This window comes from Gordonia sp. ABKF26 (genome assembly GCF_041103195.1).
Lineage (GTDB): Bacteria > Actinomycetota > Actinomycetes > Mycobacteriales > Mycobacteriaceae > Gordonia > Gordonia terrae.
The window spans coordinates 3,836,304-3,848,078 of sequence record NZ_JBGCVZ010000003.1 but is presented as its reverse complement, the minus strand read 5'-3'; the positions used below and the strand labels follow the sequence as shown (position 1 = coordinate 3,848,078).

Here is an 11,775-nt window from a genome sequence, read left to right as displayed (position 1 = left end):
TCACTGGATCCGAAGGGCGAGTTGCTGTGCGACGGCGGGGTCGAGGGGCGGCAGGGCGAGGATGTGCGCCACCGCGCGCCAGGGCTCGAGGCGGACGTAGTTGTCCTGGCCCCACCAGTACTCCTCGCCCGAGACCTCGTCCCGGACGGAGAAGTGGTCGTACCACTCGAAACCGAGCTTCGGCAGATCGAGCCAGACCGTGGAGTCCTCCGCGCCGAACGGATTCAGGTTGATGATCACGACCACGCGGTCGCCCGAGACGGGATCGATCTTCGAGTAGGCGATGAGCGATGGGTTGTCGACGTGGTGGAAGTGGATGTTGCGAAGTTGCTGCAGCGCCGGGTGGCGGCGGCGGATCTCGTTGAGCGAGGTGATCCACGGCTCGAGTGACTCGCCACGACTCGCCGCGGCCTTGTAGTCGCGGGGCCGCAGCTCGTACTTCTCCGAGTTCAGGTATTCCTCGCTGCCCTCGGTGACGGCGACGTGCTCGTAGAGTTCGTACCCGCTGTAGACGCCCCACGTCGGGGCGAGGGTGGCGGCGAGGGCAGCGCGTAGGGCGAACATGCCCGGTCCGCCGTGCTGCAGGCTCGCGTGGAGGATGTCGGGGGTGTTCACGAACAGATTGGGACGGGCCTCGTCGGCGTGGTCGGCGATCTCCCGGCCGAACTGTTCGAGCTCCCACTTCAGCGTCTTCCAGGTGAAGTAGGTGTAGCTCTGGGTGAAGCCGAGTCGTGCGAGGCCGTAGAGCCGGGCCGGCCGGGTGAACGACTCGGACAGGAACAGCACGTCCGGGTGCCGCTTCTTGACCTCGCTGATCAGCCATTCCCAGAAGTTCGGCGGTTTGGTGTGGGGATTGTCGACGCGGAAGATGTCGACGCCGAGCCCGACCCAGTGCAGGACGACCTTCAGCACCGCGCGGTAGATGCCGTTGCGGTCGTTGTCGAAGTTCAGCGGGTAGATGTCCTGGTACTTCTTCGGCGGGTTCTCCGCGAACGCGATGGTGCCGTCGGGCTGGGTGGTGAACCACTCGGGGTGTTCGATCGCCCACGGATGGTCCGGCGCGCACTGCAGTGCCAGATCGAGCGCGACCTCCAATCCGAGTTCCCGAGCCCGGCCGACGAAATACTCGAAGTCCTCCTCGCTGCCGAGGAGGGGATGGATCGCGTCGTGACCGCCGTCCGCCGACCCGATGGCCCACGGCGAACCGACGTCGTCGGGTCCCGCGACGAGCGTGTTGTTGGGACCCTTGCGGTTGACCTCGCCGATGGGGTGGATCGGCGGCAGGTAGACGACGTCGAATCCCATGTCGGCCACGCGCGGCAGGTCCTGGGCGGCGGTGAGGAACGTGCCGTGGACGGGATTGCCCTCGCCGTCCCAGCCGCCGGTGGAGCGGGGGAACAGCTCGTACCACGAGCCGAACAGCGCCCGGGTGCGGTCGACCCACACCCGGTAGGTGCGGCTCTTGGTGACGAGTTCGCGAACGGGGTGCGCGGAGAGCAACTCGACCACCTCGTCGGAGATGGCCAGACCCACCCGGTTCTCGACGCGGCGCCGGCGCGCCCGGAGCTGACGAGCGGCGTCGAGCAGCAACTCGCGGTCCTCGCCGGAGACGAACCCGGCGGCTGTGTCGAGCACCCGCGCCCCGGTCTCGATGTCGTTGGCGAGGTCGGCCGCGCCCTGTCCGGCGTCGAGTTTCTTGATGACGGCCGACCGCCACGTGGCGTAGGGGTCGCTCCAGGCCTCGATGCGGTAGGACCAGAACCCGACGGCGTCGGGCACGAAGGCCGCGTTGAAGGTGTCCGGTTCCGGGGCCGGGACCATCCGGATGTCGAATGCCTCGCGGCGGGGCGCCTCGACGTGCAGTGTGACACCCAGGGCGTCGTGCCCCTCGCGCCAGGCCGTGGTGCTGACCGGGAAGTATTCTCCCACAACGGCTTTGGCTGGCTGCTGGCCCGCCGACACCAGGGGTGCGATGTCGTCGATACCCATGCGCCCGATCACGTGGAGCCTCCTGTCGTCAGCTCCCGTGACTGGCCGGGGTGCGCTGTCGGTCTCGCCTTCGTTGGTATCACCGGTACCCAACCTAGTGCCCCGCGGACGGGATTGTCTTGTCCTGGACCGCGCGGCCGTGTCGGCCCCGTCGGGTGCTCTCCGGGTCGGTCGAGGTCAGCCCACCGAACGAGCGGGATCGGTCAGCCGGGCGAGTGCCGACCGGACCACCGCGGGATCGGTGGTGCGCCACATCGGTGGCAACGACGCGAGCAGATAGCCGCCGTAACCGGCCGTCGCCAGCCGGGAGTCGAGGACCGCCACGACACCGCGGTCGTCGACCGAACGCAGCAACCGGCCGGCGCCCTGGGCGAGGAGCAGGGCGGCGTGGTTGGCCGCCACCGACAGGAACCCGTTGCCGCCGCGGGCGTCGACCGCGCGCTGTCGAGCGGTCAGCAACGGGTCGTCGGGACGCGGGAAGGGGATGCGGTCGATCAGGACCAGGCTCAGCGACGGGCCGGGTACGTCGACCCCCTGCCACAGGGACAGCGTGCCGAACAGGCAGGTCGCGGGATCGTCGGCGAACCGCCGGACCAGGGTCGAGGTGGTGTCGTCGCCCTGACACAGCACGGGATGATCGGTGCGGTCGCGGATCGCGTCGGCGGCTTCGCGGGCCGCGCGCATGGAGGAGAAGAGGCCCAGCGTGCGACCGCCGGCGGAGTTCACGAGTTCGGCGATCTCGTCCATCGTCCGCGACGCGATGCCCGAGCGGTCGGGCCGGGGGAGGTGGCGCGCGACGTAGAGGATCGCCGACCGCGGATAGTCGAAGGGCGAGCCGGCGTCGAGACCGGTCCAGCGGGCCGAACCCGAATCCGAGGGGACCGCCTTCCCGCTCGCGGTGACGTCGGAGACGTTCGTCTCGTCCGTCACCGGACGGTCGGTCCCGCGCCCGGACGCCGGGAGTCCCCAGGTCGCGGCGAGGGCGTCGAAGGAGCCGCCGATGGTGAGAGTCGCCGACGTGAGGATGACCGTGGCGTCGGCGAACAGCGAGGCCCGCAGGAGGCCGCCGACCGACAGTGGCGCGATGTGCAGGATCGGCCGGGGTTCGGCGCCGCGGCGCGAGGTGTCCAGCGACGCCCACACGACGTCGCGTCGTTTGGCCTCGTCGGGTTCGTCGAACGCACCCAGGATCCGCACGACGGTGTCGTGCATGTCCTCCAGTGAGGTCAGCGCGGCCGATCGGGCGGCCGCCGCACCGTCGTCGGCGCCGGCCATCCGGACGGGACCGATGGCGGTACGGGCCTGCCACAGTCGGTCGCGGAGCATGACCAGCACCGCGGTGGCGTCGGCCGGCAGGCCGGTCCACTGGCGCATCGGTGCGGAGTCGAGCAGCTCACCCAGCTGCTCACCGGCGCCGAGCAGGGCATCGGCGGTCTCCTCGTCGACGAGCTTCCCGCACCGGCGGGCGACGAGCGCCACCGAGGCGGCCGACAGCTCGTCGGTGGCCACCGAGGTCATCCGGTCGACGAGTTCGTGGGCCTCGTCGATGATGACGACGTCGTGCTCGGGCAGGACGTTCGCCGGGCTCGTCGCGTTGATGGCCAGCAGGGCGTGGTTGGTGACCACGACGTCGACCTTGCCGGACCGGCGGCGCGACTGCTCGGCGAAGCAGTCCTCGCCGTAGGAACAGTTGGCCGCGCCGAGACACTCGCGTGCGGTGACGCTGACCTGCCGCCACGACCGGTCGGACACGCCGGGGACCAGGTCGTCGCGGTCACCGGTCTCGGTGTCGCTGCTCCACTCTCGCAGGCGCGTCACCTCCCGGCCGGTCCGCGACAACTCGAACGGGTCGAACAGCTCGGTGTCCGGTTCCTCCGCGGTTCCGGAATGGATCTTGTTCAGGCACAGATAGTTTCCGCGACCTTTGAGGATCGCGAAGGTGGGCTCGCGGCCGATCGGCTTCTTCAGCGCCTTGGCCAGGCGAGGGAGATCGCGCTCGATGAGCTGACGCTGCAACGCGATCGTCGCGGTGGACACCACGACGGTGCGGCCGCTCTCGACGGCGTGGCGGATGGCCGGCACGAGGTAGGCCAGCGACTTGCCGGTGCCGGTGCCGGCCTGGACGGCCAGGTGCTCACCGGTGTCGATGGCGTGCGCGACCGCCGAGGCCATCGCGACCTGGCCGTCGCGGCGACGGCCGCCGAGTGCGGTGACCGCAGCGTCGAGCAGGTCGGTCACCGGGGGTGTGTTGGGCATGAGGTGGGTTCCGGTTGTCCTTGCTGTGGTCGCGGTGAGCTCGCGTACGGGTAAGGGCGTGTTGTCTCAGACGTGTCGCGGCGCCGGTCGGTTCCCTCGATCGACGCCAGGATCGAGAATCGCGAGGTCGGCGGGCCGGCTATCCGGTCCGGCTCGACCCGTCGTAGAGCAGGTCGCCCACGAGTTCCACGCCCGCCTCCCGCAACGCCGACAGCGCCGTCGAGGTCGTCTCCGGCGCGACGCCGGCGGTGAAGTTGAGCAGCACCCGGGTGCGGAACCCGGCCTCGACCGCGTCGAGGGCGGTCGCCCGCACGCAGTGGTCGGTGGCGATGCCGACGACGTCGACCGACTTCACCTTCCGCTCGCGCAGCCATGCGGCGAGGGTCGAGCCGTCCTCCGCCGCACCCTCGAACCCGGAGTACGCGGCGCTGTACTCGCCCTTGGAGAAGACCTCGTGCGTGGCGCCGGCGTCGAACTCGCGATGGAACGCCACTCCGTCGGTGCCGACGCGGCAGTGGGGCGGCCAGGTGTCGACGAAGTCGGGTTCGTCGGAGAAATGCGCACCGGGGTCGATGTGGTAGTCGCGGGTCGCGACGACGGTCCGATACTCGTCGAGGATCGACGTGACCGCCCGCGCCACCGCGGCGCCGCCGTTGACCCCGAGGGCTCCGCCCTCGCAGAAGTCGTTCTGCACGTCGACGACGATCAGCGCGTCGGCGGGACGGGTGCCGTCGCTGCGTTCGGCGCTCATCCATGTCTCCTGTCGTCGGGGGTCATCGGGTCCGGGCGTGTGGGGCGGTTCAGCCGAGTTCGTAGCGGGTCGGCACCGCGGGATCTCCATGGGACAGGCCCAGACCCTCCCACGGCAAACTGACCAGGCCGGCCGCCAGATGGGCGCGGGCATCGGCGAGTGTCGGCAGCGCCTCGACGGGCGTGCCGCCGCGGACGAGCGGGATCTGCAGGTCCCGGAAGCCGAGCCCGTTCGGCGCGGGGCGGGTGCCGTCGGCGCGATAGACGATCTCCTCGACGATCGTGCCGCTCGATCGTGCCGCACGCACGGCCGATTTGGCCCCACCGCGTGACTCCTTGTGGCTCGCCCGTTTGGCCACCGGCAGACCGTCGACCTCGACGAGCTTGTAGACCATCCCCGCCGTCGGAGCCCCGCTACCGGTGACCAGCGAGGTCCCGACACCGTAGGTGTCGACGGGCTCGGCGCGGAGCGAGGCGATCGCGTACTCGTCCAGATCGCCGGAGACCACGATCTTGGTCTCCGTCGCACCGAGGTCGTCGAGCTGTGCGCGTACCTGTCGGGCGAGCACACCGAGGTCGCCGGAGTCGATGCGCACGGCACCGAGCCCGGGCCCGGCCACCTCGATGGCGTTGCGCACGCCCTGGGTGATGTCGTAGGTGTCGACCAGCAGTGTGGTGCCGACGCCGAGGGCCTCGATCTGTGCGGCGAACGCGGCCTTCTCATCCGGGCCGTCGGGTCCGGTGAAGCCGAGGGTGAACGCGTGGGCGGCGGTGCCGGCGCTGGGCACGCCGAAACGGCGCGCCGCCTCCAGATTCGAGGTGGCGGCGACGCCCGCGATGTAGGCGGCACGCGCGCTGGCGACGGCCGCGCGCTCATGGGTGCGCCGCGATCCCATCTCGATGATCGGCCGCGACCCGGCGGCGCTGACCATGCGCGCCGCGGCCGAGGCGATCGCACTGTCGTGGTTGAGGATCGACAGGATCAGGGTCTCGAGCAGGACCGCCTCGGCAAACGTCGCGCGGACGGTGAGGATCGGCGACCCGGGGAAGTAGAGCTCGCCCTCGCGGTAGCCGTCGATGTCACCGGAGAACCGATAGTCCCGCAGCCAGGCCACCGTGTCGGGTTCGAGGAATCGTTCGACGACGGCGATCTCCTCGTCGCCGAACCGGAACGCCGCGAGCTCGTCGAGGACGCGGCCGGTCCCGGCCACGACGCCGTAGCGCCGACCGTCCGGGAGGCGGCGCGCGAAGACCTCGAATACGCACTGGCGGTGCGCAACCGGGTGGCGAAGCGCTGCCGCGACCATCGTCAGTTCGTACTGATCGGTCAGCAGCGCGGTGTTGTCGATGCTCACAATCGCTTACCCTGTCCCTATGGCGCCTGACGAAACTCGTGCGCACGAGGCTACCCCCGGCGGTACGGCGGTTGCCGAACCAGAGGTCGCCGACGGCGCGGCGGGACTCGACAAGCCCTGGATGACGATCGTGTGGGACGACCCGGTCAACCTGATGCGGTACGTCACCTTCGTCTTCCAGAAGATCTTCGGCTACTCCGAGTCCCGGGCCAATGAACTGATGATGCAGGTCCACACCGAGGGCCGGGCCGTGGTGTCCTCCGGCGACCGCGACAAGGTCGAGGCCGACGTCGCGAAGCTGCACGCCGCCGGTCTGTGGGCCACGATGCAGCGGGATTCGTGACCGGCCGGTCCGCTTCGCGCACACTCCGGGCACACTGAACGCGTGCGCACCTGGAAACGCAAAGGGCGCGGCGACACGATGCGGATCGCATCGCAGCTCGACGCGCACGAAGCAGAACTGCTCGCATCCATGGTCACCTCGATGTGCGAACTACTCACCGAGCGGGCCGATTCCGCGCCCCACGACGACCTGGCGACGCTCACCGGCATCAGTGTCGGTCACTCGGAGGCACCCGACGACGTCACCCTCGGGCGCCTCCTACCGGACTTCCATCGCCCCGACCAGGACGACGAGCTCTCCGCCGAGGTCGTCAACGGAAAACTGAACTCGGCGCTGCGCAGCGTGCACGAGCCGCAGATCATCGACGCCAAGCTCGGTGCGGCCCGGGTGCTGCTCGACACGCTCCCGGCGGGTGGCGGGGACCTCGTCCTCACGCCCGAGGAGGCCGCGGCCTGGCTCACCGCGCTCAACGACGTCCGGCTCGCGCTCGGCGCGATGCTCGGCATCTCCGAGGACACCCCCGAGCAGCTGCCGCCGGATCACCCGCACGCCGCGCATCTCGACGTCTACCACTGGCTCACGGTGATGCAGGATCTGCTCGTCGAAGCGCTGATGTGAGCCGACGTCCAGGGAGTTCGAGGTCTGTGTCCGCATCGACGTCAGGAGTTCTGTGAGCACACACGGTCGACCGGCCCGCGCCGGCAACCGCATCACCGCCATCGCAGGCATCTCCGTGGGGCATGCGCATCGCATCGACGACGATGCGCGGGTGGCCGGATCCCCAGCGGCGCCCGACGGCCACGGATGGGCCACCGGCACCACGGTCGTGCGCGTGTCGGCACCGGGCGCGATCGCCGCGGTGGACGTCCGCGGCGGCGGTCCCGGTACGCGCGAGACCGACCTGCTCGACCCGTCGAACACGGTGCAGACCGCGCACGCGATCGTGCTCGGCGGGGGGAGCGCCTACGGGCTGGCCGCCGCCGACGGCGTCATGCGCGCGCTCGAGGCCGACGGTGTGGGCCTACCGCTCGACGATCGGGGCCATGTGGTGCCCATCGTCCCCGCCGCGGTGATCTTCGACCTGCCGGTGGGTGCGTGGGATCACAGGCCCGACGCGGACTTCGGAGCGGAGGCGGTTCGGTCGGCGCACACCGAGTTCGCCGTCGGATGCGTCGGCGCAGGTGTCGGTGCCCGGGCCGGCGCGCTCAAGGGCGGGGTCGGGACGGCATCGGTGACGATCGACGCCGGCCCCGCGGCCGGGATCACCGTCGGTGCACTGATGGTCGCCAATCCGGTCGGTGCGGTCATCGACCCGCAGACCGGGTTGCCGTGGGATCTGGGCGAGGCCGAACTCGCCGATCTCGGATTGTCCCGTCCGTCGGCCACCGACCTCGACCGGCTCGCCGACCTCGCCGCGAAACAGACCGTGCTCAACACGACGATCGGTGTCGTGGCGACCGACGCCGTCCTCGACGCCCCGATGACCAAGCGGTTGGCGATGGCCGGGCACGACGGTCTCGGGCGCGCGATCCGGCCGGCGCACTCGCCGCTGGACGGGGACACGGTCTTCGGCATCGCGACCGGCGCGGTCCGGCCGGCGACGCCCGTGCCGGCGCCCGCGGGCATGCACGCCGACGTCGCGGTGGTCGCCGAGGTGTGCCGGGTCGCGGCCGACGTCGTCCAGCGGGCGATCGTCGACGCGGTCCTCGCGGCGGAACCGGTCGCATCGATCCCCACCTACGCGCAGGCGGCGCCGTCGGCGTTCCGATGACCGCTCCGCGGGCCGGGCTCCGACGCCCTCAGCCGTGCCCGCTGGTGCAGCCCCAGTAGTAGATCGAGCCGCCGCCCGCGTAGTAGAGCGCGTTGGCCTGGGCGGTGTAGAGCCGTGATCCCGTGCCGTATCCCCAGTAACTCGGCGACGACGCGATCGCGCCGCACCCGTTGACGAACTGCGCGACGACGCGGCAGTCGTCGGCCGGGCAGACCCGCGTCGCGGCGGCGGAGGCCGCGGCGTACGACCCGTAGTCGAGGGCGCGGCCGACCGAACCGGTCGACGGCGACAGCGCCAGCGCGCCGTAGTAGTCGTAGTACGCGTGCGCCGGAGCCGGGTCGGCGACCGCGGTGCCGACGAGGGCGGAGGCGGTCGCCGCCACGGAGGCGGCGAGCACGGTGACACGTCGGGTCAGGCCCGGGCGGGTGGATCTCACGGAAGCTCCTCGGTGTGCAGTGGCAGAGGTGGGCATGGCGTTCTAACCTCCGGCCGGTTCACGGGTGGGCTGGCCGGGAGTCGGGGTGCCGGAGGGGGTCTCGGTCGGCGTCTGGATCACGTCGGGCTTCTCCACGTCGACGGTCTCGTTCCACTTGGTCAGGTCGACGGTGATCGTGGTGTCCGGGTCCGCGGGGTTCGGGCTGAAGACGAGCCGGGCGAGCTGGTTGGTCCCGGTGGTCAGCCAGACAGTGGTCGGAACCGGCGCGTCCTGCGGCCCGACGACCTGACGCGCGCCGGTCAGCGCGGCGAGGGCACCCGCCGGCACAGTGCCGTTGATCTGTGCCGTCTCCACGCCGTCGACGGTCTCCGAGCCGACCTTGGCCGGGTTCTGGAATTCGCTCAGCACGTTGGCCAGGCCGTTCTCCGGGTCGAGGAACACCGAGACGTCGTAGATGGACTTCCCGTCCCCGTAGCTCAGGTATCCGTCCCCGGCGATGTCGGCGTAGAGCACTCCGTCGACGTAGACGAACGGGGCCGAGGCCTCCTGCGGGTCCTTGGTGCCGAAGACCACGGTGGCCTCACCCTTGGCGGCGTCCGCCGGGGTGGTCACCAGATCCGCGGTGACCTTCTTCGCGTTCAGGTTCGGGACCGTGCCGTCGACCACGAGGTCGAGGTGGGCGCCGGTCAGGGCCTCGGTGTTCGTGGCCGCGGCCGCGAGCTGGGCCGCCGGGTCGACGATCACCGTGGTCGAGGCCGACGCCCTGGTCGCGGTCGGCGAACCCGTCTGGGAGGTGGAACATCCGGTCAGAACGATCGCGGCGACGATCCCCGTCGACAGTGCGGCCGCGGCCACCCGTTGGGCTCGTTGCATGAGAAGCGCCTCCTCCGTTGACTTTTCGACACACCCCCGGTGCCGTTGGGACGCAACACTAGCGGCGTCCCGCGTCGGATCGGGGGTACGTACGGTTGCCGAATGACGTCTCGTCGGATGACGGTCGATCCGCTCATGCAGCCCCGCGCGTCGAGGTGGAGGGACCTGGTGGCGGAATAGGTGCCGCGACGCCGACGTTGCACGTCGGCGAGATCCGCCACAATGGGGACACCCGCGAGGAGACCTTCGGAAACGACCTCGGGGCGCGTACACGTCTGGACAGGAGAACGGGACACCGATGCTCACGATCGGGCAGGAGCTGGTCGACGCCATGGTCGCGCACGCACGCGCCGACCATCCCGACGAGGCGTGTGGGGTGATCGCCGGTCCCGAGGGGTCCGACGACCCGCAGCGCTTCATCGCGATGGTCAACGCCGAGCGATCGCCGACGTTCTACCGCTTCGACTCGGCCGAACAGCTCGCCGTCTGGCGCGAGATGGACCGCCGCGACGAGGAGCCGGTGGTCATCTACCACTCGCACACCGCCACCGAGGCGTATCCGAGCCGCACCGACATCTCCTACGCGGGAGAGCCCGGCGCGCATTACGTGCTGGTGTCCACACGCGATCCGGAGACCACCGAGATCCGTAGCTATCGCATCGTCGATGGTGCGGTCACCGAAGAAGAGATCGAGATCAGGAGCTGAGAATGTCTGTCACCGTATCCATCCCGACGATCCTGCGCACCCACACCGGCGGGGAGAAGCGCGTCGAGGGGTCGGGTTCGACGCTGGCCGCGCTGATCGACGACCTCGATTCGGGCAACGCCGGCCTGAAGGAACGTCTCGTCGCGCCCGACGAGAACGGCACCGCCAAGCTGCACCGCTTCGTCAACATCTACGTCAACGACGAGGACGTGCGCTTCTCCGGCGGCCTGGACACCCCGATCGACGACGGCGACGAGGTGACCATCCTGCCCGCGGTCGCCGGCGGCTGAGCGTGGCACGTTATGACTCCCTGATCGACTCGGTCGGCAACACCCCGCTCATCGGTCTGCAGCGGCTCTCGCCGCGCTGGCACGACTCCGACGACGGCCCGCACGTCCGCCTCTGGGCCAAGCTCGAGGACCGCAACCCCACCGGGTCGATCAAAGACCGTCCCGCCCTGCGCATGATCGAGCAGGCCGAACGGGACGGGTTGCTGCAGGCGGGGTCGACCATTCTCGAGCCGACCAGCGGCAACACCGGCATCTCGCTCGCGATGGCGGCGAAACTCAAAGGCTACGAGCTGATCTGCGTGATGCCGGAGAACACCTCGGAGGAACGCCGTTCGCTGTTGCGGATGTTCGGGGCCCAGGTCATCTCCTCGCCCGCGGCGGGCGGGTCCAACACCGCGGTCGCCGTGGCCAAGGAACTCGCCGCGGCGAACCCCGACTGGGTGATGCTGTACCAGTACGGCAATGCGGCGAACGTCGCGGCGCACTACGAGGGCACCGGGCCCGAGATGTTCGCGGATCTGCCCGAGATCACGCACTTCGTGGCCGGTCTCGGGACGACCGGCACCCTGATGGGCGTCGGGCGGTTCCTCCGCGAACGCAATCCCGACATCGAGATCGTCGCCGCCGAACCGCGGTACGGCGACGAGGTCTACGGTCTGCGCAACATCGACGAGGGGTTCATCCCCGAGCTCTACGACGACTCGGTGCTCACCCGGCGTTTCTCGGTGACCGGCGTCGACGCGGTCGCGCGCGTCCGCGAACTGATCGAGCTCGAGGGCATCTTCGCGGGGATCTCCACCGGAGCGATCCTGCAGGCGGCGCGTGGCATCGGCCGTCGCGCCCTGAAAGCGGGTACCCGTGCCGACATCGGGTTCGTCGTCCCCGACGCGGGATGGAAGTATCTGTCGACCGGGGCGTACGAAGGTAGTCTCGACGACGCGGAGCAGGCACTCGACGGCCAGCTCTGGGCATGATCCCGCTACCGAGGAACTCCGCTACCCGAGGA

The 11,775-nt window shown here is 70.2% G+C and carries 12 protein-coding genes; 6 read left to right on the top strand and 6 right to left on the bottom strand.

The window, feature by feature from the left end:
- From AB4Z55_RS17780 to AB4Z55_RS17765, 4 genes are all read right to left on the bottom strand, one after another.
- Nucleotides 1-2,001 (bottom strand): maltotransferase domain-containing protein, encoded by a 2,001-nt coding sequence (locus tag AB4Z55_RS17780; RefSeq protein ID WP_354559817.1) that lies wholly within the window; start codon nt 1,999-2,001, stop codon nt 1-3.
- A 165-nt stretch (nt 2,002-2,166) separates the two neighbouring features.
- Nucleotides 2,167-4,245 (bottom strand): ATP-dependent DNA helicase, encoded by a 2,079-nt coding sequence (locus AB4Z55_RS17775; RefSeq protein ID WP_101822802.1) that lies wholly within the window; start codon nt 4,243-4,245, stop codon nt 2,167-2,169.
- Nucleotides 4,246-4,384: 139 nt separating this feature from the next.
- On the bottom strand, nt 4,385-4,996 hold the full coding sequence (locus AB4Z55_RS17770; protein ID WP_248645207.1) for an isochorismatase family protein: 612 nt from the start codon (nt 4,994-4,996) through the stop codon (nt 4,385-4,387).
- 49 nt (nt 4,997-5,045) lie between these two features.
- The gene (locus AB4Z55_RS17765; RefSeq protein ID WP_354559815.1) at nt 5,046-6,350 is read right to left on the bottom strand and encodes a nicotinate phosphoribosyltransferase; all 1,305 of its coding nucleotides are present in this window, start codon (nt 6,348-6,350) and stop codon (nt 5,046-5,048) included.
- A 19-nt stretch (nt 6,351-6,369) separates the two neighbouring features.
- On the opposite strand from AB4Z55_RS17765, the gene clpS reads away from it, so the two are divergent.
- From clpS to AB4Z55_RS17750, 3 genes are read left to right on the top strand one after another with little or no spacing between them, the layout of a single operon-like run.
- Nucleotides 6,370-6,693, top strand: coding sequence for an ATP-dependent Clp protease adapter ClpS (clpS, locus tag AB4Z55_RS17760; RefSeq protein WP_033203522.1), 324 nt, complete (start codon nt 6,370-6,372; stop codon nt 6,691-6,693).
- A gap of 42 nt (nt 6,694-6,735) precedes the next feature.
- Entirely contained in the window at nt 6,736-7,311 is a 576-nt protein-coding gene (locus AB4Z55_RS17755) for a DUF2017 domain-containing protein (RefSeq protein ID WP_354559813.1), read from the top strand.
- Nucleotides 7,312-7,363: 52 nt separating this feature from the next.
- Entirely contained in the window at nt 7,364-8,464 is a 1,101-nt protein-coding gene (locus tag AB4Z55_RS17750; protein WP_354559812.1) for a P1 family peptidase, read from the top strand.
- Between the two features lie 28 nt (nt 8,465-8,492).
- Here the strand turns inward: AB4Z55_RS17750 and AB4Z55_RS17745 are convergent, their stop codons facing one another.
- Together AB4Z55_RS17745 and AB4Z55_RS17740 are read right to left on the bottom strand one after the other, a co-directional pair.
- Nucleotides 8,493-8,900 (bottom strand): DUF4189 domain-containing protein, encoded by a 408-nt coding sequence (locus tag AB4Z55_RS17745; RefSeq protein ID WP_231896014.1) that lies wholly within the window; start codon nt 8,898-8,900, stop codon nt 8,493-8,495.
- Nucleotides 8,901-8,942: 42 nt separating this feature from the next.
- The gene (locus AB4Z55_RS17740; protein WP_248645210.1) at nt 8,943-9,773 is read right to left on the bottom strand and encodes an LppX_LprAFG lipoprotein; all 831 of its coding nucleotides are present in this window, start codon (nt 9,771-9,773) and stop codon (nt 8,943-8,945) included.
- Between the two features lie 298 nt (nt 9,774-10,071).
- Between AB4Z55_RS17740 and AB4Z55_RS17735 the strand changes: the two genes are divergently transcribed.
- The 3 genes from AB4Z55_RS17735 to AB4Z55_RS17725 are packed head-to-tail and all read left to right on the top strand — an operon-like array spanning nt 10,072 to nt 11,743.
- The gene (locus tag AB4Z55_RS17735; protein WP_004019526.1) at nt 10,072-10,479 is read left to right on the top strand and encodes a Mov34/MPN/PAD-1 family protein; all 408 of its coding nucleotides are present in this window, start codon (nt 10,072-10,074) and stop codon (nt 10,477-10,479) included.
- 2 nt (nt 10,480-10,481) lie between these two features.
- Nucleotides 10,482-10,769, top strand: a complete 288-nt coding sequence (locus AB4Z55_RS17730; RefSeq protein WP_064571500.1) for a MoaD/ThiS family protein — start codon at nt 10,482-10,484, stop codon at nt 10,767-10,769.
- A 2-nt stretch (nt 10,770-10,771) separates the two neighbouring features.
- Nucleotides 10,772-11,743, top strand: coding sequence for a cysteine synthase (locus AB4Z55_RS17725; protein ID WP_354559810.1), 972 nt, complete (start codon nt 10,772-10,774; stop codon nt 11,741-11,743).
- Nucleotides 11,744-11,775: the final 32 nt, after the last annotated feature.

What these genes read in the sequence shown, in the direction of transcription:
- clpS (WP_033203522.1), top strand. Translation starts at nt 6,370, where the DNA reads ATGGCGCCTGACGAAACTCGTGCGCACGAGGCTACCCCCGGCGGTACG.
- AB4Z55_RS17740 (WP_248645210.1), bottom strand. Translation starts at nt 9,773, where the DNA reads ATGCAACGAGCCCAACGGGTGGCCGCGGCCGCACTGTCGACGGGGATC.
- AB4Z55_RS17770 (WP_248645207.1), bottom strand. Translation starts at nt 4,996, where the DNA reads ATGAGCGCCGAACGCAGCGACGGCACCCGTCCCGCCGACGCGCTGATC.
- AB4Z55_RS17730 (WP_064571500.1), top strand. Translation starts at nt 10,482, where the DNA reads ATGTCTGTCACCGTATCCATCCCGACGATCCTGCGCACCCACACCGGC.
- AB4Z55_RS17735 (WP_004019526.1), top strand. Translation starts at nt 10,072, where the DNA reads ATGCTCACGATCGGGCAGGAGCTGGTCGACGCCATGGTCGCGCACGCA.
- AB4Z55_RS17775 (WP_101822802.1), bottom strand. Translation starts at nt 4,245, where the DNA reads ATGCCCAACACACCCCCGGTGACCGACCTGCTCGACGCTGCGGTCACC.